The following is a 19,389-nucleotide window of genomic DNA, read 5'->3' as shown; positions in this document are numbered from 1 at the left end:
CTTCCCGCCACGCGCGAGCCTTGACGGCGCAGACATCGGATCTCTATCGTCGGCGTCGTCACCGAGGCGTACAAGGGAGTGGGTCCGTGGCACGCATCGTCGCCCTGCACACGCACGACGTCCGGTTCCCGACGTCGCAGACGCTCGACGGTTCCGACGCGATGAACCCGGACCCCGACTACTCGGCCGCCTACCTGCGGCTGGTCACCGACGCCGGCGACGGCCTGGAGGGCCACGGTTTCGTCTTCACCATCGGCCGCGGCAACGACGTCCAGGTAGCCGCGCTCCGCGCACTGGAGGGCCACCTCCTCGGCCGCGACGTGGAAACCACGCTCGCGGACCTGGGCGGGCTGTGGCGGGAACTGGTCCACGATTCGCAGCTGCGCTGGCTCGGCCCCGAGAAGGGGATCATGCACATGGCCATCGGCGCGGCCGTCAACGCGCTGTGGGACCTGCGCGCCAAACGGGAGGGCAAACCGTTGTGGCAGCTGCTGTCCTCGCTCACCCCGGAGGAGATCGCCGACCTCGTCGACTTCCGGTACCTGACCGACGCGCTGACCCGCGACGAGGCGCTGGAGATCCTCCGCGCGGCCCAGCCCGGCCGCGCCGAGCGGGAAGCGCGGCTGCTCAGCGAGGGCTACCCCGCCTACACCACCACCCCCGGCTGGCTGGGCTACGACGACGACAAGCTCGCGCGCCTGTGCCGGGAAGCGGTGGACGACGGCTTCCGCCAGATCAAGCTCAAGGTGGGCGCCGACCTCGACGAGGACCTGCGCCGCCTGCGGATCGCGCGCGAGGTGTGCGGGCCGGACGTGCGGATCGCGGTGGACGCCAACCAGCGCTGGGACGTCGGCGACGCGATCGCCTGGATCGAGCGGCTGCGCCCGTTCGACCTCGCCTGGATCGAGGAGCCCACCAGCCCGGACGACATCCTCGGCCACGCCGCCATCGCCGAGGCGGTCGCGCCGATCCCGGTCGCCACCGGCGAGCACGGCGCCAACCGGGTGCTGTTCAAACAACTGCTGCAGGCCAAGGCGCTGTCGGTGCTGCAGCTCGACGCCACCCGCGTGGCCGGGGTCAACGAGAACATCGCGATCCTGTTGCTGGCCGCCAAGTTCGGCGTCCGGGTCTGCCCGCACGCGGGCGGGGTCGGCCTGTGCGAGGCGGTGCAGCACCTGGCGATGTTCGACTTCGTCGCGGTGTCCGGCACCACCGAGGACCGGATGATCGAGTTCGTCGACCACCTGCACGAGCACTTCGTCACTCCGGTCGACGTCCACAGTGGACGTTACTTCGCGCCGAAGGCCCCGGGCGCGGGCACCGAGATGCACGCGGCATCTCTGCGGGAGTATGCCCATGGCTGAGGTTCCGGGCCCGTTCGCGCTCGGCGCCGCGAACCTGGGCAACCTGTACGCGCCGATGAGCGACGAGCAGGCGCACGCGGTGCTGGAAGCCGCGTGGGACAGCGGGATCCGGCACTTCGACACCGCCCCGCACTACGGCCTCGGCCTGTCCGAACGCCGGCTGGGCGCCTTCCTCGCCGGCAAGCCGCGCGCCGAGTTCGTGGTGTCCACCAAGGCCGGCCGGCTCCTGGTGCCCGATCCGGACGGCGCGAACCGCCTCGACGAGGCGAACCACTTCGCCGTGCCCGCCGGCCACCGCCGGGTGTGGGACTTCTCCGCCGACGGGGTGCGGCGCAGCCTCGACGACTCGCTGACCCGCCTCGGACTGGACTCCGTCGACATCCTCTACCTGCACGATCCGGAGGAGCACGACCTCGGACCGGCGCTGGCGTCCGGCCTGCCCGCGCTCGCCGCCCTGCGCGACGAGGGCGTCGTCCAGGCGATCGGCGTCGGCTCCAAATCGGTGGCCGCGCTCGCCGCGGCCGCCCGCACCGGAATCGTCGACCTGCTGATGGTCGCCGGCCGGTTCACGCTGCTCGACCAGTCCGCGCTGGACGAGGTGCTGCCCGAGTGCCACACCCGCTCGATCGGCGTCGCGGTCGCGAGCGTGTTCAACTCGGGCCTGCTCGCCACGCCCGAACCCGCCGGCCGCTACGAGTACGCCACCGCTCCCCTGCACGTTGTCGACACCGCACGGGAAATCGCCGGGATCTGCGACGAGTTCGGCGTCGACCTGCCCACCGCCGCGCTGCACTTCCCGCTGCGGGACCCGGCGGTGCGCGCGGTGGTCGCCGGCGCGGCCACCCCGGACGAGGTCCGGCAGAACGCCGCGCGGCTGACGGCCGCCGTGCCCGCCGACCTGTGGACCACCCTGCGGGACAAGGGGCTGATCCGGACATGACCGAGCACGTCGTGGACACCCACCTGCACCTGTGGGACCTCACGGTCAGCGACTACGCGTGGCTGCCGCCCGGCAGCCCGCTGCACCGGACCTTCACCGCCGGACAGGCGCGGCGGGAACTGGACGCCGCCGGGATCGCCACCGCCGTCCTGGTGCAGGCCGAGGACTCCGAGGCCGACACCGAGTTCATGCTCGCCAAGGCCGGCCAACACGACTGGATCGCCGGCGTGGTCGGCTGGGTCCGCCTCGACGACCCGGACACCGCCCGCCGTCAGCTCGACCGCCGGCAGCGGCACCCGGCGTTCCGCGGCGTGCGGCACCTGGTGCACGACGACCCGCGCGCGGACTTCCTCGACCTGCCTGCGGTGCGCCGCTCGCTGGCCCTGCTCGCCGAACGCGGCCTGCCCTTCGACGTCCCCGACGCCTGGCCGCGGCACCTCCGCCAGGTCGCGGACCTCGCGGCCGCCCTGCCGGAGCTGACGATCGTGGTCGACCACCTCGGGAAGCCGCCCGCCGCCCCCGATGAATTTCGCGAATGGCTGGCGACGCTGCGAACGGTGGCCGCGCACCCGAACACGGTCGCGAAGATCTCCGGGCTGCAGCGGCCCGGCGAGCCGCTGACCGTGCAGTCCGCGCGGCCCGCGGTGGAGGCGGCGGTCGAGCTGTTCGGCCCGGACCGGCTGATGTACGGCGGGGACTGGCCGATGACCGTCCCGCACGGCGGGTACGGCCGGGCGTGGGAGGTCCTGTCGGCGCTGATCGGCGAACTGCCCGCGCCCGACCGGGCGCGGGTGCTGTCGGGGACCGCGAGCGCGGTCTACGGGGTGCCGGAGCGGGTGCGATGAGCGAGGTCGCGACGATGACGGAACCACTGCTCGAAGTCGAAGGCGTGGACAAGAGCTTCCCCGGCGTGCGCGCGCTGCACGACATGCGGCTGGAGCTGCGCTCCGGCGAGGTGCTCGCGCTGGTCGGCGAGAACGGCGCGGGCAAGTCCACGCTGATGAAGCTGCTGTCGGGCATCCACACCGCCGACGCGGGCCGGTTCCGGCTGGGCGGCGAGCCCTACCAGCCCTCGGGCCCGCGGCACGCGCTGGAGCTGGGCATCAGCATCATCCACCAGGAGTTCAACCTGGTGCCGCACCTGACGGTCGCGCAGAACATCTTCATCGGCCGGGAGCCGCGCCGCGGGCGGCTGCTGCTCGACGAGCGCAAGCTCAACGCGGACGCCGCCGAGCTGCTCGACCGGCTGCACCTGCGCCTGGACCCGCGGGCCGTGGTGGGAGAGCTGACCGTGGCCAACCAGCAGATGGTGGAGATCGCCAAGGCGCTGTCCTACGACCCGCGTGTGCTGATCATGGACGAGCCGACCGCCGCGTTGAACGACGCCGAGGTCGCGACCCTGCACGAGCTGATCCGCCGGTTCGTGCGGCCGGGCACCGGCGTCATCTACATCTCCCACCGCATGGAGGAGATCAAGCGCATCGCCGACCGGGTCACCGTGATCCGCGACGGCGAGTACATCGACACGCTCGACATGGCCACCGCCGCCACCCCGGACATCATCGCGCTGATGGTGGGCCGGGCCATCGACACCGAGGCCCGTCCCGAGGGCGTGCGCGCGGACCGCGAGGTGGTGCTGCGGGTCGACGGCCTGCGCACCCGGGACCTGCTCAAGGACGTGTCGTTCGACCTGCGGCAGGGCGAGATCCTCGGCTTCGCCGGGCTGATGGGCGCCGGCCGCACCGAGGTCGCGCGGGCGCTGGTCGGTGCGGACAAGACCGAGGCGGGCACGGTGACCCTGCACGGCAAGCCGGTCCGCATCGGCAACCCGGCCGACGCCGCGAAGCTCGGCATCGGCTACCTGTCGGAGGACCGCAAGCGGTTCGGCCTGCTGCTCGACCAGGACGTCAAGGCCAACATCGCGTTGTCGGCGCTGCGGGACCAGTTCACCAGGGCCGGGTTCGTGCGCGACGGCGCGCTGCGCGCGACCGCCGGCCGCTACATCGGCGCGCTGCGCATCAAGACCCCGTCGCTCGACCAGACCACGAAGAACCTCTCCGGCGGCAACCAGCAGAAGGTCGTCATCGCCAAGTGGCTGGCCAAGGACTGCGACGTGCTCATCTTCGACGAGCCGACGCGCGGCATCGACGTCGGCGCGAAGGAGGAGATCTACCAGTTGCTGCGGGAACTCACCGGGCAGGGCAAGTCGATCATCATGATCTCCTCGGAGCTCCCGGAGATCCTGCGCATGTCCCACCGCGTCGTGGTGATGAGCGAGGGCCGCGTGACCCGCGTGCTCGACGCCGCCGAGGCGACCCAGGAGAACATCATGCACTACGCCACCCTGCGGCCGGACGAAAACCCGGCCGACGCCGCCGAGCTCGGTCTCGCCCCCGAAGAGAAGGCAGGTCGGTCATGACCACGGTGAAGGCTCCGGTGACGGAGCGGCAGCGGGCCGGCGGAGTCACCGGCGCGATCAGGAGCAGGCTGCAGCAGCTGCTGGCGTTCGCCAGCCTCATCGTGATCTACGCGTTCTTCTCGATCGTCAGCCCGTTCTTCTTCTCCTACGGCAACTTCATCGCGATCCTGTTCTCCACGGTGGTGATCGGGACGCTCGCGATCGGCACCACGTTCGTCATCATCACCGGCGGCATCGACCTGTCCATCGGCACCGGCATGGCGTTGTGCGCGGTGATGTCCGGCGTGTTCATCGTGAACTCGGGGCTGCCGCTGGGGATCGGCGTGCCGCTGGCGATCCTGTTCGGCGGGCTGATGGGGCTGGTCAACGGGATCAACGTGGCGCTGCTGAAGATCCCGCCGTTCATCGCGACGCTGGCGATGATGCTGGTCGCCGAGGGGCTGGCGCTGGTGCTGTCCAACAGCACGCCGATCTACTTCAGCGACTCGCCCGGCTACATCGAGATCTCGGCCGGGAACCTGATCCCGAACGTGCCGAACGCGGTGCTGATCCTCGCCGCGATCGCGATCATCGCCGGGGTGCTGCTGACCAAGACGGTGCTCGGCCGCTACACCTACTCGATCGGCAGCAACGAGGAAGCGACCGCGCTGTCCGGCATCGACGTCCGCAAGTGGAAGGTCGGGATCTACGCGTTCGCCGGGCTGTTCACCGGCCTGGCCGGGGTGATGATCTCCGCCCGGCTCGGGTCGGCGCAGCCGGCGACCGGCATGGGCTACGAGCTGCAGGCCATCGCCGCGGTGGTGATCGGCGGGACGTCGCTGTCCGGCGGCAAGGGGTCGATCATCGGCACCCTGATCGGCGCGCTGATCATCTCGGTGCTCAACAACGGGCTGCAGATCATGTCGATTCCGCAGGAGTGGCAGAACGTCATCCTCGGCTGCGTGATCCTGGTGGCCGTCTACACCGACCGGATCCGGAAACGGGAAGCCTGAGAGAACAAAGGAGTTCTTGATGAGGACGCAGAAGATCGTCGCGGCGGTCGCCGGCGCCGTGCTGGCGCTGACGATGACCGCGTGCGGCCAGGGCGGCGGCACCGCGGGCGGCGGGAACGGGCCGCTCATCGCCATCGTGTCGAAGGGCTTTCAGCACCAGTTCTGGCAGGCCGTGAAGAAGGGCGCGGAGGACGAGGCCGCCGCGAAGGGCGCGCGCACGACGTTCGTCGGCCCGGCCACCGAGAAGGACGTCGAGCAGCAGGTCAACATGCTCACCAACGAGCTGGCCAAGTCGCCGCAGGCGCTCGGGTTCGCGGCGCTGGACTCCCGCGCCGCCGCTCCCCTGCTGCAGCAGGCGAAGGCGCAGAACGTCCCGGTGGTGGCGTTCGACTCCGGTGTGGACAGTGACATCCCGGTCACGACGGTGGCCACGGACAACAAGGCCGCGGCGGCGGAGGCGGCCAAGCACCTGGCCGAGCAGATCGGCGGGCAGGGCAAGGTCGCGCTCGTGGTGCACGACCAGACCAGCCTGTCCGGCAAGGACCGGCGGGACGGGTTCCTGGACTGGATGGCGAAGAACGCGCCGGGCATCACGGTGCTCGCGCCCCAGTACGGCGGCGGCGACCAGCTGGAGTCGGCCAACATCACCAAGTCGATCATCGCGGCCAACCCGGACCTGAAGGGGATCTACGCCTCCAACGAGGGCTCGGCGATCGGCGTGATCAAGGGTGTGCAGGAGAGCGGGCGGCAGGGCCTGACGATCGTCGGGTTCGACTCCGGGAAGGCCCAGATCGACGCGATCAACAGCGGCCTGATGGCGGGCGCCGTGACGCAGGACCCGGTGGACATGGGCAGGCAGCTGGTGGACGCCTCGCTGAAGGCCATCAACGGCGAGCAGCTGCCGAAGCGGATCGACACGGCGTACTACTGGTACGACAAGAGCAACATCAACGACCCCAAGATCCAGGCGGCGCTGTACCAGTGACCGCGGGCGAGGGCCGTGGACGGTGACGACGGGGCCGTCCACGGCCCTCGCCGTGGGCGCCCCCCAGGTCGCGGCCGCACCGCGTGGACAACAAACCCGCGAGTTCGGCGAGTCCGGTGTGGACGACGGCCACCGCGGAGTCTCCACACTTTCCCCACCTCTCCTCCATGCATCGCCCCGGCGATCCGGTCACGCTGGCCGGAGGAAACGGGCGACCACGGAGGAGGCGCGGGACGATGACGACGCAGGAGCGGACGCACGCGGTGGTGCTGGGCGCGGGGATGGGCGGGCTGCTCGCGGCCCGCGTGCTCGCCGGGTTCTACGACCGGGTGACCGTGGTCGAGCGGGACCACCTCGGCGAGACGGTGGCGCACCGGCGCGGCATCCCGCAGGGCCGGCACGTCCACGCGCTGCTGCCGCGCGGCGGGGAGATCGTGGAGGAGTTGTTCCCCGGATTGCTCGGCGAGCTCGTCGCCGACGGCGGCACGGTGCTGACCGACTACTCGCGGTTGCACTTCTCCCCCGGCGGGCACCGGCTGTCGCCGGAGATGGAGCTGCCGCCGATGCACCAGCCGAGCAGGCCGTTCCTCGAGACCCACGTGCGCAACCGGGTCCGGCGACTGTCCACTGTTGACCTTCGCGACGGCTGCGACGTGACCGGCCTGACCGCCACCGCGGCCGGTGACCGCGTCACCGGCGTGCGCCTCCAGCGTCGGGTGCCGGGCAGCCCCGAGGAGGTTCTGAGCGCGGACCTGGTGGTCGACGCGCTCGGCCGCGGCGCGCGCACGCCGGCCTGGCTGGCCGAGCTCGGCTACCGGCGGCCGGCCGAGGTCGAGGTCCCGGTGCAGCTGCGGTACACCAGCCGCCTGGTGCGGCTGCGGCCCGGTGCGGTCCCGGAGACGCTGGTCGTCGTCGGCGCCACCCCGGAGCGGCCCAACGGCATGGCGCTGTTCGCCTACGAGGACGACACCTGGTTGTTCACCGTCGCCGGTTACGCCGGTGACCACCCGTCACCCCGGTACGACGCCATGGTCGACTTCGCCGCCCAGTGCGCGCCCCCGCACCTGATCGAGGCGCTGCGGACGGCCGAGCCGCTGTCCGACGTGGCCACCTTCGCCTTCCCGGCGAGCCGCTGGCGCCGCTACGACAAGCTTCGCCGCTTCCCGGACGGCCTGCTCGTGTTCGGCGACGCGATCTGCAGCTTCAACCCGATCTACGGGCAGGGCATGTCCGTCGCCGCGCTGGAGGCGCTGGCGCTGCGGGACGGCCTGCGCCAGGGCGATCGGCACCTGGCCCGGCGGTTCTTCCGCGCCGCGGCGAAACCGATCGGCGTGGCGTGGAAGCTGTCGGTGGGCAGCGACCTGGCGCTGCCGCAGATCGAGGCGCCGCGACCGCTGCCCGTGCGGCTGGTCAACCGGTACGTGGCGAAGGTGCTCACCGCCGCCGAAGAGGATCCGGTGGTGGCGGCGCAGTTCATGCGGGTGAGCGCGTTCCTGGACCCGCCGTCCGCCCTGATGCGGCCGTCGATCCTGGCACGCGTCACCGGGACGGGACGGGCGCTCCCGCGGCCGGCCGCGGTGCCCGGTCCCGCCCCAGCGCGGACAGGATCGTTTCAGCCTCGCTGACGACGTCACGCACGACCTGCGCCGCGGGACGGACATCCCCGATCAGGCCGACGGACTGCCCCGCGAACGGCAGGTACTCGTGGCCCCGCCCGGTCAGGACGGCCGCGACCACCTCGCGGCCGATCTCGCCGATCCGTTCGGGGAGCTCGTCCCGCCGGTCCGCCCACTCGCGCAGGAACGGGGTGCGCAGCAGGCGCCCCTGCGCGGGGTGGCGCGGCCGGTTGTACGGCGGCAGCAGCACGTCGAGCAGGTCCTCGTGCACCGCGTCGCGGGAACCGGCCTCGACGAGCAGCTGCTTCCACTCGGGACTGATCGCCATCTCGGTGGTGGCGAGGAACCGGGTGCCCATCGCCACACCCTGCGCGCCGAGCGCGAGCGCCGCGGCCAGGCCGCGGCCGTCGGCGATCCCGCCCGCGGCCACCACGGGCACCGCCCCCGCGACGTCCACCACCTGCGGGACCAGCGCCAGTGTTCCGATGAAGCCGCTGTGCCCGCCCGCCTCGGTGCCCTGGGCGATCAGCACGTCGGCGCCGCGGTCGAGGGCCTGGCGCGCCTGGTCGACGTCCATGACCTGCTGCACCCAGGCGCAACCGGCGTCGTGCGCCCGCTTCACGAGGTCGCCGGGGTCGCCCAGGTGGAAGGAGATCACCGACGGCCGCGCCCGCAGGCTCGCGGCGAACACCTCCTCGTCGAAGGGCCGGGTGGTGTGGTTGATGGCGAAGGGCCGCGCGGTGCGTTCCCGCAGCCGGCGCCACTGCTCGCGCAGGTCGGGCAGTGGCCGGATCGCCGTGCCCAGGCTGCCCAGGCCGCCGGCCTCGCACACGGCGGCCGCGAGGCCGACCGAGTCGAACGGGCCGAACGGGGCGCTGATGATCGGCACCTCGATGCCGAGCAGATCGCAGAGTGTGGTTCGCATGGGGGAAAGTCTGCGCGGGCGGCCCGGTCTTCGCCTCGGGCGATCGCCCCATCTTTCACCCGGTCTCGCCGAGGAGGCCGTGGTGCACGGCGTAGAGGGCCGCTCCGGCGCGGCTGGACACCCCGATCTTCGCGTAGCTGTTCTCCAGGTGACGGCCCACCGTCTTGACCGAAATGCACAACGCCTGGGCGACCTGCGGCTTGGACAGTCCGCGGCAGGCCAGCCGCAGCACGTCCACCTCCCGGTCGGTGAGGCCGCCGGGCCAGCGGGACGGCAGCCGCACCGAGGTCTGCCCGGCCGCCGCCGTCACCGCGGCCGCCGCCCGCGGATCGAGCCGGCCGCCGGCGACCTCGGCAGCCAGCTCCCGCGCCGCCTCCGCCGGGGTTCGCGCCCGCCGGTGCGGCCGCTGCTGGAGCATCGCCTGGTAGCAGTCCGCGGCGGCCAGGACCCGCTCGGCCATGCCGAGCGCGGAACCGGGACTGCCGCGGTGGTAGCCACCGCCGTCGAGCCGCTCGTGGTGGGCCCCGGCCAGGCGGGCCAGCGGGCGCAGCAACGCGGTGCGCTCCAGGATGCGTTCGGTGAGGTAGGGGTGCAGGCGGACGCGTTCCCACTCGTCGGCCGACAGCGGCCGGGGCTGGTCCCAGACGACGTTGCTGATGCCGGTGCGGCCGAGATCGTGCAGCAGCCCCGCGCGCCGTAGCCGGACCGCGCACTCGTCGCCGAGTCCCGCGTCGCGGGCGGCGGCTTCGGCCAGCCGCGCCACCTGGCGGGAGTGCCCGAGCGCGTAGGGGATCTTCAGGTCGGCGAAGTCGGCGGCCACCGCCAGCAGGGTGTCCAGCCGGTCGCCTCCGATGTGGACCGGAGCCGGTTCGGCCGCCAGGACCTCCTCCCACGGGGGCACGGCGGTCCCGGCCAGCATCGGCTCGCCGCCGCCGAGGATCGCGTCGACCACGGCCGGGTCGTAGGCGCGGCCGCGACGGTGACGCAGCACCTCGGCTGTCGCCGCGTACCCGGCCCGCCGGTGCCACAGCTCCGCGTCCCGGGCGACGACGGCGACGCGGACCGGCAGCGGCACCGCCTCCGCGGCCAGCCCGGCCGGGTTGCCCCGGCCGTCCCACCGCTCGAACGCGTGCCGCAGGGCGGTGAGCACCCCGGCGCCGAGCCCCAGCCGTCCGGCCAGCAACTCGGCGGCCTCGCAGTGCGTCGCCATCACCACGGCCTTGGCCGCGTTCCCGCCCGGCAGCGCGACGGCGGCGGCCTCCTCGGCCGGTTCCCCCATCACGGCCGGGCCCACCGCCGCGGCGATGCCGATCTCGTCGCCGGCCAGCGCCGCCACCTCGAACGCGTCCGCGGTGCAGCCGATGTACCGCAGCAGCGACACGTAGTAGACATCGGACAGTTCGGCGCCGCCGACGCCGAGCGCGCGGGCGAGCCGCATCGCGAGCAGGCAGGTGCGGGCGGCGTGCCCGGCGGGCTGCCCGAGCCCGAGGTCCGTGGCGATCGACAACGCCGCCAGGACCTCCGCGAGCCGGATCCGCCCGTCCGTCACTCCCCCAGCTTGACGCGCCGGGGCGCCGGTCCGCTACTTCTGCGCTTGAGGTGACGACGGGCCGGCCGTCGGGGGGCGACCTCGCCCAGCCCGGTCCGGCGAACCTCGGCACAACGGGACGAGCCCGGCCGATCCGGAGGATCAGCCGGGCTCGCCGCTGCGGAGACCGGATCAGGCCAGGTCGAACCGGTCCAGTTCCATGACCTTCGTCCAGGCCGCGACGAAGTCGTTGACGAACTTCTCGCGCGCGTCGTCGCTGGCGTAGACCTCCGAGAGGGCCCGCAGCTGCGAGTTGGAGCCGAAGATCAGGTCGACCGGGGTGGCCGTCCACTTCAGCTCGTCGGTCGCCACGTCGCGGATCTCGTAGACGTTCTCCTCCGACTCCGACGCCTTCCACCGGGTGCCCGGCGCGAGCAGGTTGGTGAAGAAGTCGTTGGTGAGCACGCCCGGCCGGTCGGTGAGCACACCGTGCTTGGCGCCGCCGTAGTTGGCGCCCAGCGAGCGCAGGCCGCCGACCAGGACGGTCATCTCCGGCGCGGTCAGGTCCAGCATGTAGGCGCGGTCGACCAGCAGCACCTCCGGCTGGAGCTTCTCCCCGGCCCGCAGGTAGTTGCGGAACCCGTCGGCGCGCGGCTCCAGCACCTTGAACGACTCGACGTCGGTCTGCTCCTGGCTGGCGTCGGTGCGGCCCGGGTGGAACGGCACGGTCACCTCGACGCCCGCGTCACGCGCGGCCTTCTCGACGGCGGCCGAGCCGGCCAGCACGATCAGGTCGGCCAGCGAGATCTTCGCGCCGCCCGCCTCGTTGAACTCGCGCTGGATGGCCTCGAGCTTCTCCAGCACCGGCGCGAGCTGCTCGGGCTGGTTGACCTCCCAGTTGCGCTGCGGCTCGAGCCGGATGCGGGCGCCGTTCGCGCCACCGCGCTTGTCGGTGGAGCGGAAGCTCGCCGCCGACGCCCACGCGGTGGTGACCAGCTGCTGGGTGGTCAGGCCGGACTCCAGGACCTTCGCCTTCAGCGCGGCGATGTCGGACTCGCCCACGAGCTCGTGGTCGACGGCGGGCACCGGGTCCTGCCACAGCTGCGGCTCGGGCACCCACGGGCCGAGGTAGCGGCTGATCGGGCCCATGTCGCGGTGCAGCAGCTTGTACCAGGCCTTGGCGAACGCCAGCGCGAACTCGTCCGGGTTCTCCAGGAACCGGCGCGAGATCTTGCCGTAGACCGGGTCGAACCGCAGCGCCAGGTCCGTGGTCAGCATGGTCGGCTTGTACTTCTTGTTCGGGTCGTAGGGGTCCGGGATGATCTCCGGAGCGTCCTTCGCCACGTACTGCTTGGCGCCGCCGGGGCTCGTGGTGAGCTCCCACTCGTAGCCGAACAGGATCTCGAAGAAGCGGTTGCTCCACTGGGTCGGCTTGTCGGTCCACGTCACCTCGAGACCACTGGTGATCGTGTCCGGGCCCTTGCCGCTGCCGTGGGTGCTCAGCCAGCCGAGGCCCTGCGCCTCCAGCGGGGCGGCCTCCGGCTCCGGGCCGACGTGGTCGTCGGCGACGCCGGCGCCGTGGGTCTTGCCGAAGGTGTGGCCACCGGCGATGAGGGCGACGGTCTCCTCGTCGTTCATCGCCATGCGGCCGAAGGTCTCGCGGATGAAGTGCGCCGCCGCCATGTAGTCGGCGCTGCCGCGCGGGCCCTCCGGGTTGACGTAGATGAGGCCCATCTCGGTGGCGCCGAGCTCGGGCACCATCTCCGAGTCGGTGACGTAGCGCTCGTCGCCCAGCCAGTCGTCCTCGGGGCCCCAGTAGACCTCCTCGGTCTCCCAGACGTCCTCGCGGCCGAAGCCGAAGCCGAAGGTCTTGAAGCCCATCGACTCCAGCGCCACGTTGCCTGCGAGCACGAGCAGGTCGGCCCAGGAGATCTTCTGGCCGTACTTCTGCTTGACCGGCCACAGCAGGCGGCGCGCCTTGTCCAGGTTGGCGTTGTCCGGCCAGCTGTTCAGCGGGGCGAAGCGCTGCGCGCCGTCACCGGCGCCGCCGCGGCCGTCGTGGATGCGGTAGGTGCCCGCGGAGTGCCAGCTCATGCGGATCATCAGGCCGCCGTAGTGGCCGAAGTCGGCGGGCCACCAGTCCTGCGAGGTGGTGAGCACCTCCTCGATGTCGCGCTTGAGGGCGTCGACGTCGAGCTTGGCGAACTCCTTGGCGTAGTTGAAGTCCTTGCCCAGCGGGTTGCTCTTGGAGTCGTGGGCGTGCAGCACCGACAGGTCGAGCTGGTTGGGCCACCAGTCGCGGTTGGTCCGCGGACGCCCGCTCGACTTCGGGGTCGGCGAGTCGATGGCCGGGTTCTCGCTCTCGCTGCCGTGCGAGGTCACCGAGTCGTGCGCGACCGGGCACCCGGCCGCCGCCTTCTTGTCCACCCCCTGCGCGCTCGAGGGGGTGTTGTCCTGGGTGTCGCTCATCTACTTGCCTTCCGAGCTGGCGGTTTCGTTGGGAACTGCGGCGGCCGAGCAGTCGGGGCACACGCCCCAAAAGACGACCTCCGCCTGGTCGATCACGAAGCCGTGGTCGTCCGAGGCGGTGAGACAGGGGGCGTGGCCGACGGTGCAGTCGACGTCGGCGATCGCACCGCAGGAGCGGCAGACGACGTGGTGGTGGTTGTCGCCCACCCGGGACTCGTAGCGGGCGTTCGCGCCGGCCGGCTGGATGCGCCGGATCAGGCCGGCGTCGGTGAGTGCGCGCAGGACGTCGTAGACGGCCTGGTGCGAGACGGTCGGGAGGTCGGCGCGCACCAGCTCGATCACCTTCTCGGTGTCGACGTGCGGGTGGTCGCGCAGCGCGGACAGCACCGCCAGGCGGGGCCGGGTCACACGCAACGAGACAGCCCGCAGCTGCGCCTCGAAGTCCTCCGACGTCACGCGGCAGACCCTAGAGCACTTGTCTGGAACAAATCAAGTTAGGGTCCACCTCCGTGCGGGAGGGGGTCGGCCGGTGTCCGGTTCGCGGGGATCGGGCCGTGGTTCGATGGACCATGCCCACAGTCCCGACGGACGACCAGGGTGAGGAACCACTGGTTCCCGTCTACCCGTACAACGAGCCGGGTGCGGACATCCAGCTCTACGCCGGTCCCTTGGTCGAAGCAGATGATCAGCAGTGGCGCGGCCGTATCCTGCTGACGTGCGGATCCCGCCTCGCCGTCGTCTGGCGACTCGACGAGATCCCCTCCGACCGCTGGGCATGGAACGCGCTGAGGGAAACCGACGTCCACCTGCAAATCCGGCAAGGGCCTGACCGTCACGAAGTGGCCGGGTTACGGCGAACCCTGACCGAGGGAACGTTGCACGCCCAGTCCATCGGCAGTGACGAGACGGCCCTGCGCCGGGTGCTCTACCACTGGATGAACCTCCCACCGGTCCACAGCCCGGGTTTGCTGCGGCGACGCGGCCGTGATGGCAGATCGACATGGACCGGCCGATCGCGTCTCGAACTGGGTCCGTGGCAGCTCACCCTCGACAGGCGAAGCGACCACCCGAGGATTTGGGAAACGCTGGCTAGCGAGCACAACTTCGCGATGACCCACGTCATGCAGGTCAGCAGGGCCGACGGTGCCGACTTCACCGTTGAAGAACTGGAACCCTTGCAGCTCGCTCTGCACTTCGGGATGTCCTTCGCCTTCGGGCGCTGGGTGGCGCCCGCCGCTCCGGTCGGATTCGACTCCGCCGGGGCGATGGTTTGGCGGCACTGGGCCAGCGTCTTCTGCGAGCCCGGGCGCGACGGCGGCCTGGCGTGGCTGCACTACCCCGACAGCCACGACCTCGGCGATTTTCTGTCCCGCACCTACGATGCGTTCGCCGATCCCGATCGCAGTCACACCCTCAAACTGCTGTTGTCGATGGCCGTCGAGGTCAATCGTGCGGGCCGGGTCGAACAACGCACGATGACCGCGTTCTCCGCTCTCGAATTGCTGACCTGGGTCGTCCTCAAACTCACCGGCGGAATGAGCAAAAACCAGTACGGCGCCCTCCGCGCGCACGGGCGCATCCGCACGATGCTCGAGGCGGCGTGAATTGACACGCGTATCGACGAGCGGCGCCAACCCGCCATTGCCGCCTTCGCCAGAGCGGAGAGAAGAACGGGCGCGCCACTGGACGGGCCGAGCGCGATCAGCACCATCCGCAACAGGCTCGTTCACCCGAACGCGCCTCAGGACGAGGTGTACCACCTCGACGGTCTCGTCCGGGACACCTGGCTGCTCACCCGGCACTACCTCAACCTCCTCATCCTGCACTGGCTCGGTTACACCGGCTCCTACCAGGCTGTCCTCGGCCCCGGCGGATGGGCGGGCGACGGGCAGCCGGTGCCCTGGGCGCCGCCACCGGCAGCGCCCGCCGAAGCGGCATCCGCTCAAAAGCGGTAACGCAGCAGCCTGCCCATCTCGCGGAAGAGGCGGATCCGTTCGAGGACGGCGAGCTGCGCCCGCACCGTCAGGGAAGCCCGGTCCCGCATCGGCGCGGCCATTTCCGGCGCGTAGAGCACCTGCGCCAGCTCCAAGCCCGTCGCCTCCAGCTCGCGTGGGTCGGCGATTCCCCAGCGCAGCCGGGCGCCCGACCGCCGCACCACCGGGTTCAGCTTCTGCAGCCGGATGCCGAGCGGGCTGAACGCGTCGAAGATCGCCTCGCCCGTGGGCAGGTGGTTCACGATCGCCCGGAACATGGCCCTGCCCTCGTCCGGGTCGAGGTACATCGTCAGCCCCTCCGCGACGATCGCCGCGGGGCGGTCCGCCGGCACCTCCGCCAGCCAGCGCGTGTCGGTGACCGACGAGCCGATCGTGCGGTACCCGGGCCGGCCGGCCGGGTACACCTGCTCGCGCAGCGCGATCACGTCCGGGTAGTCGATGTCGAACCACGCCACCTCCGGGCCCGGGTCCAGCCGGAACACCCGGCTGTCCATGCCCGCGCCCAGGTGCAGCACGGTCGCGCGCGGGTGCGAGCGCAGGAAGTCGCGCAACAGGTCGTCGAACACCTTCGCCCGGGCGGCCACGGACAGGGCGAGGTTCCGGTTCATCCCGAACTTGCCGAAGTCGTAGTCGATGCGCTCCAGCGCCTCCGCCGCGGCGGTGTCGCCGAGCAGCGGGTTCGCCGAGCGCGCGTCGAGGGCCCGCCCGTAGAGGGTGGCCAGGTTGGTGGACTGCTCTTCGGTGAACCGCACCCCGGGCATCGCGCTCCTTCAGACACTTCACAAGTTTGTGAAGATTGTACCCAGCACCGCGCGGGTGTACAGCAGCTCGAACCCCTGCCGCTGGGCGTTGTGCTGCGACCGGGACGCCGGCTGGGTGGTCACGACGGCGAGGTCGCAGCCCGCCCCGGCCGCGTCGGCGAGCCGGGCGGACAACAGCGCGGTCTGCACGCCCCGCCGCCGGTAGCCGGGCCGGGTCGCGGCCCCGGTGAACTGGGCCAGGCCGTCCACCACGCACATGCTGGCGACACCGGCGACGACCCCGTCACACAGCGCCACGTACCGACGCACGTTCCCCTCGGACAGGTCACGCATCGCCCGCGTGAGGACCTCGCGCGGGAACTGGTGGTCCGATGGCGGATCCTGGTCGTCCGGGTGGCCGAAGCCGTCCGTCGCGGCATCGAGCCAGGCGGCGAAGTCTTCGTCACCGCTCGGCCGGATCTCCACACCCTCCGGCAGGACCCGGTCCGCGGCGCCGCGGAGGTCGCGGCCCAGCACGTTCTCGAAGGACTCCAGCCGGTACCCGCGTGCGGTGAGCGCCGCCCCGATCCCGGGATCGACGAGGTGCGCGAGCTCGACCTGCACCGGGCTCCCCACCGCGGCGAACGCCTTTTCGACGCCCGCCAGGGTCTCCGCGTCCGGCACGCCGCCGAACCCGAGGCCGGCGACCTTGTTCAACGGCGACCCGGCCTCGGCGAAAGTCGCCACTCCCCCGGCGACGGGCAGCACGAACGCGGCCGAACCGGGCCGCTTCCGCGCTTTCTCGGTGGCTTCGGCCATCCGCCGCGCTTCGGCGCGTTCGATGCGCTCGGCCAGCGGGAAATCACAGAACAGTGCGCTCACGGCCGGGAGCGTAGCGGGCGGGCCCGCCGGAGTTCCTCCCATTTCCGGCGCGCTCAGGCCGCCGCGGGCGTGCGCAGGGTCGCCGACACCCGCGCGACGAACTCCGCGTTCGACCGCGTCGTGCGGAGCTGCTCCAGGAACTGTTCGGTGGCGCGCCGCGGATCCTGGCCGGCCAGCGCGCGCCGGACCTCCGTCATCACCGTCAGTTCCGCGGGCGACAGCAGGAGCTCGTCGCGACGGGTGCCGGACGCGAACAGGTCGATCGCCGGGTAGACGCGGTGGTCGGCGAGGGCGCGGTCGAGCCGGAGCTCGGCGTTGCCGGTGCTCTTGAGTTCCTCGAAGAACACCGTGTCCGCAAGGGAACCGGTGCCGACCAGCGCCGTGGCGATGATCGTGAGCGAGCCGCCGTCCTCGACGTTGCGGGCGGCGCCGAGGATCTTCTTCATCGGGTTCAGCGCGCCCGCGTCGACACCGCCGGACAGGATGCGCCCGGAGGCCCGTCCGGCCAGGTTGTACGCCCGGCCGAGGCGGGTCAGCGAGTCGAGCAGCAGCACGACGTCGCGCCCGGTCTCCACCAGGCGTTTCGCACGTTCCAGAGCCAGTTCGGCGACGGCGGTGTGCTCGGCCGGCGCGCGGTCGAAGGTGGACGCGATCACCTCACCTCGCACGGACCGGCGGAGGTCAGTGACTTCCTCCGGCCGCTCGTCGGCCAGCAGCACCATCAGGTGCACGTCCGGGTGGTTGGTGGCGACGGCGTGCGCGATCGCTTGCAGGACAGAGGTTTTCCCGGTGCGCGGCGGCGCGACGACGAGCGCGCGCTGCCCCTTGCCGATCGGCGCGGCGAGGTCGAGCACGCGGGTGGTGAGCTGGTGGCGGCCGGTTTCCAGCACGAGCCGCTCGTCCGGGTGGACCGGGGTGAGCCGGTCGAACTCCGGACGCCGGCCGCTGGGATCGGCGCCGTTGACCGAAATCAGTTCCTGGCCCTCCAGCAGGATCTCGTCGCCGCGCCGGAGGCCGTGCGCGCGAACGAGTCCGAAGGGGACAGTGGTGCCGCCGAGGGTGGCGGTCTTGCCGTGGATGTCGAGAATGCCGTGACTGGGCATGGTGGTGCTCCAAAAGGGAAGACGGCGCGGAAAGCGCCGGAACGGGACGACCCGGACTCGCGGTTCGCCGGGAGAGGGAGTCGCAGAGAGAGGAAGGACGATCCCGCGGGCGGCTGGGCCGGCATCCGGGAGATCAAGCGCACTGTAGCCCAGGCTCGGCTCACTCCGCAAGAGACAAGCCCGTCGCACCAATTTTGACGAAGAGATTGTCAACAATTTCGTCGACGGTTAGGCTACTCGGCAGCGAACGACGACGTGCGAGGAACGATCTTGATCATCGACTGCCACGGCCACTACACGACCGCCCCGCCCGCCCTCGCGGCGTGGCGCGACCAGCAGATCGCCGCGCTGGACGGCTCCGGCCCCGCGCCGGCCCGCACCGGCCTGCGGATCAGCGACGACGAGCTGCGGGAGACGATCGAGCCCAACCAGCTGCGGCTGATGGACGAGCGCGGGATCGACGTCACGATCTTCTCCCCGCGCGCGTCGTTCATGGCCCACCACATCGGCGGGTTCGAGACCTCCGCCGAGTGGGCCGCGATCTGCAACGAGCTGTGCTACCGCGTCAGCGCCCTCTACCCGGAGCGGTTCGTGCCGGCCGCGATGCTCCCCCAGTCCCCGGGCGTCGACCCGGCGACCTGCATCCCGGAGCTCACCCGCTGCGTCGAGGAGTACGGCGCCGTCGCGCTGAACCTCAACCCCGACCCGAGCGGCGGCCACTGGACCGCCCCGCCGCTGACCGACCGCTCCTGGTACCCGGTCTACGAGAAGATGGCCGAGTACGACATCCCGGCCATGGTGCACGTGAGCACGAGCGTGAACCCCGCCTTCCACACCACCGGTGCCCACTACCTCAACGCCGACACCACCGCGTTCATGCAGCTCGTGCAGGGCGACCTGTTCCGCGACTTCCCGGACCTGCGGCTGGTCATCCCGCACGGCGGCGGCGCGGTGCCCTACCACTGGGGCCGATTCCGCGGCCTGGCGATGGCGCTGGGCAAGCCGGAGCTGGAGGAGCACGTGCTGAACAACGTCTTCTTCGACACCTGCGTCTACCACCAGCCGGGGTCGGACCTGCTCTTCGAGGTCGTCCCGGCACGCAACATCCTGTTCGCCTCGGAGATGATCGGCGCGGTGCGCAGCGTCGACCCGCGCACCGGCCACCACTTCGACGACACCCGGCGCTACGCCGAGGCCGCGAAGCTGTCCGAAGAGGACTGGGCCGCCATCCGGGAACACAACGCCCGCCGGGTCTACCCCCGGCTGGACGCGCTGCTGAAGGGCCAGGGCCGGTGACCGCGCCCAAGACCCCGGGCTGGCTCGACTGGCACGCCGACCCGTCCACCCCGCGCTTCCGGCTGCCGCCGGGCACCGTGGACGCGCACTGCCACGTGTTCGGCCCGCAGGCGGAGTTCCCGTTCGCGCCGGAGCG

General features: G+C 71.6%; 17 protein-coding genes. 10 read left to right on the top strand and 7 right to left on the bottom strand.

Annotation, left to right across the window (positions count from 1 at the left end; genetic code table 11):
• Positions 1 to 86 precede the first annotated feature (86 nt).
• The 7 genes from ABZ193_RS16500 to ABZ193_RS16470 all read left to right on the top strand — a co-directional run bounded on the left by ABZ193_RS16500 (position 87) and on the right by ABZ193_RS16470 (position 8,325).
• Positions 87 to 1,364: an L-fuconate dehydratase gene (locus ABZ193_RS16500; RefSeq protein WP_354710439.1), complete on the top strand. Its 1,278-nt coding sequence runs from the start codon at positions 87 to 89 to the stop codon at positions 1,362 to 1,364.
• Positions 1,357 to 2,304, top strand: a complete 948-nt coding sequence (locus ABZ193_RS16495; RefSeq protein ID WP_354710438.1) for an aldo/keto reductase — start codon at positions 1,357 to 1,359, stop codon at positions 2,302 to 2,304. The genes ABZ193_RS16500 and ABZ193_RS16495 overlap by 8 nt, the downstream gene beginning before the upstream one ends.
• Positions 2,301 to 3,149, top strand: a complete 849-nt coding sequence (locus ABZ193_RS16490; protein ID WP_354710436.1) for an amidohydrolase family protein — start codon at positions 2,301 to 2,303, stop codon at positions 3,147 to 3,149. Before ABZ193_RS16495 ends, ABZ193_RS16490 begins: the two co-directional genes overlap by 4 nt.
• Positions 3,146 to 4,723 carry a sugar ABC transporter ATP-binding protein gene (locus ABZ193_RS16485; RefSeq protein ID WP_354710435.1) on the top strand — a complete coding sequence of 526 codons (1,578 nt, stop codon included), beginning with the start codon at positions 3,146 to 3,148 and terminating at the stop codon, positions 4,721 to 4,723. Before ABZ193_RS16490 ends, ABZ193_RS16485 begins: the two co-directional genes overlap by 4 nt.
• Positions 4,720 to 5,715 carry an ABC transporter permease gene (locus tag ABZ193_RS16480; RefSeq protein ID WP_237335029.1) on the top strand — a complete coding sequence of 332 codons (996 nt, stop codon included), beginning with the start codon at positions 4,720 to 4,722 and terminating at the stop codon, positions 5,713 to 5,715. The genes ABZ193_RS16485 and ABZ193_RS16480 overlap by 4 nt, the downstream gene beginning before the upstream one ends.
• Before the next feature lie 19 nt (positions 5,716 to 5,734).
• Positions 5,735 to 6,700, top strand: a complete 966-nt coding sequence (locus ABZ193_RS16475; RefSeq protein ID WP_020419163.1) for an ABC transporter substrate-binding protein — start codon at positions 5,735 to 5,737, stop codon at positions 6,698 to 6,700.
• 236 nt (positions 6,701 to 6,936) lie between these two features.
• Positions 6,937 to 8,325: a 2-polyprenyl-6-methoxyphenol hydroxylase-like oxidoreductase gene (locus tag ABZ193_RS16470; RefSeq protein WP_354710434.1), complete on the top strand. Its 1,389-nt coding sequence runs from the start codon at positions 6,937 to 6,939 to the stop codon at positions 8,323 to 8,325.
• Here ABZ193_RS16470 and ABZ193_RS16465 read toward each other — a convergent pair.
• From ABZ193_RS16465 to ABZ193_RS16450, 4 genes are all read right to left on the bottom strand, one after another.
• Positions 8,240 to 9,241, bottom strand: coding sequence for a nitronate monooxygenase (locus ABZ193_RS16465; protein WP_020419161.1), 1,002 nt, complete (start codon positions 9,239 to 9,241; stop codon positions 8,240 to 8,242). The two genes, ABZ193_RS16470 and ABZ193_RS16465, sit on opposite strands and share 86 nt — an antisense overlap.
• Before the next feature lie 55 nt (positions 9,242 to 9,296).
• Entirely contained in the window at positions 9,297 to 10,790 is a 1,494-nt protein-coding gene (locus ABZ193_RS16460; RefSeq protein ID WP_354710433.1) for an HD domain-containing phosphohydrolase, read from the bottom strand.
• A gap of 171 nt (positions 10,791 to 10,961) precedes the next feature.
• Positions 10,962 to 13,238: a catalase/peroxidase HPI gene (gene katG, locus ABZ193_RS16455; RefSeq protein WP_354710432.1), complete on the bottom strand. Its 2,277-nt coding sequence runs from the start codon at positions 13,236 to 13,238 to the stop codon at positions 10,962 to 10,964.
• On the bottom strand, positions 13,239 to 13,694 hold the full coding sequence (locus ABZ193_RS16450; protein WP_020419158.1) for a Fur family transcriptional regulator: 456 nt from the start codon (positions 13,692 to 13,694) through the stop codon (positions 13,239 to 13,241).
• Positions 13,695 to 13,792: 98 nt separating this feature from the next.
• Here ABZ193_RS16450 and ABZ193_RS16445 point away from each other — a divergent pair, with 98 nt between their 5' ends.
• A complete protein-coding gene (locus ABZ193_RS16445) occupies positions 13,793 to 14,842 on the top strand; it encodes a hypothetical protein (protein WP_354710431.1) in 1,050 nt (349 codons plus the stop codon).
• Positions 14,843 to 14,989: 147 nt separating this feature from the next.
• Positions 14,990 to 15,193 (top strand): hypothetical protein, encoded by a 204-nt coding sequence (locus ABZ193_RS16440; RefSeq protein ID WP_354710430.1) that lies wholly within the window; start codon positions 14,990 to 14,992, stop codon positions 15,191 to 15,193.
• Here the strand turns inward: ABZ193_RS16440 and ABZ193_RS16435 are convergent.
• The 3 genes from ABZ193_RS16435 to rho are packed head-to-tail and all read right to left on the bottom strand — an operon-like array spanning position 15,181 to position 17,957.
• Positions 15,181 to 15,993: a class I SAM-dependent methyltransferase gene (locus ABZ193_RS16435; RefSeq protein WP_354710428.1), complete on the bottom strand. Its 813-nt coding sequence runs from the start codon at positions 15,991 to 15,993 to the stop codon at positions 15,181 to 15,183. The two genes, ABZ193_RS16440 and ABZ193_RS16435, sit on opposite strands and share 13 nt — an antisense overlap.
• A gap of 18 nt (positions 15,994 to 16,011) precedes the next feature.
• Positions 16,012 to 16,854, bottom strand: coding sequence for a GNAT family N-acetyltransferase (locus ABZ193_RS16430; protein ID WP_354710427.1), 843 nt, complete (start codon positions 16,852 to 16,854; stop codon positions 16,012 to 16,014).
• A 53-nt stretch (positions 16,855 to 16,907) separates the two neighbouring features.
• Positions 16,908 to 17,957, bottom strand: a complete 1,050-nt coding sequence (gene rho / locus ABZ193_RS16425; RefSeq protein WP_354710425.1) for a transcription termination factor Rho — start codon at positions 17,955 to 17,957, stop codon at positions 16,908 to 16,910.
• Positions 17,958 to 18,212: 255 nt separating this feature from the next.
• Here rho and ABZ193_RS16420 point away from each other — a divergent pair, with 255 nt between their 5' ends.
• A complete protein-coding gene (locus tag ABZ193_RS16420) occupies positions 18,213 to 19,253 on the top strand; it encodes an amidohydrolase family protein (protein WP_354710424.1) in 1,041 nt (346 codons plus the stop codon).
• Positions 19,254 to 19,389: the final 136 nt, after the last annotated feature.

Origin of the sequence: Amycolatopsis sp. NPDC006125 (assembly GCF_040614195.1) — a bacterium.
GTDB lineage: Bacteria > Actinomycetota > Actinomycetes > Mycobacteriales > Pseudonocardiaceae > Amycolatopsis_E > Amycolatopsis_E tucumanensis.
This window is presented reverse-complemented; position numbering and strand designations above follow the sequence as displayed.

Bases quoted from the DNA above. Each gene is read 5' to 3' on its own strand.
- ABZ193_RS16495 (WP_354710438.1), top strand. From the start codon at position 1,357: ATGGCTGAGGTTCCGGGCCCGTTCGCGCTCGGCGCCGCGAACCTGGGC.
- ABZ193_RS16490 (WP_354710436.1), top strand. From the start codon at position 2,301: ATGACCGAGCACGTCGTGGACACCCACCTGCACCTGTGGGACCTCACG.
- ABZ193_RS16485 (WP_354710435.1), top strand. From the start codon at position 3,146: ATGAGCGAGGTCGCGACGATGACGGAACCACTGCTCGAAGTCGAAGGC.
- ABZ193_RS16480 (WP_237335029.1), top strand. From the start codon at position 4,720: ATGACCACGGTGAAGGCTCCGGTGACGGAGCGGCAGCGGGCCGGCGGA.
- ABZ193_RS16475 (WP_020419163.1), top strand. From the start codon at position 5,735: ATGAGGACGCAGAAGATCGTCGCGGCGGTCGCCGGCGCCGTGCTGGCG.
- ABZ193_RS16470 (WP_354710434.1), top strand. From the start codon at position 6,937: ATGACGACGCAGGAGCGGACGCACGCGGTGGTGCTGGGCGCGGGGATG.
- ABZ193_RS16465 (WP_020419161.1), bottom strand. From the start codon at position 9,241: ATGCGAACCACACTCTGCGATCTGCTCGGCATCGAGGTGCCGATCATC.
- katG (WP_354710432.1), bottom strand. From the start codon at position 13,238: ATGAGCGACACCCAGGACAACACCCCCTCGAGCGCGCAGGGGGTGGAC.
- ABZ193_RS16435 (WP_354710428.1), bottom strand. From the start codon at position 15,993: ATGCCCGGGGTGCGGTTCACCGAAGAGCAGTCCACCAACCTGGCCACC.
- rho (WP_354710425.1), bottom strand. From the start codon at position 17,957: ATGCCCAGTCACGGCATTCTCGACATCCACGGCAAGACCGCCACCCTC.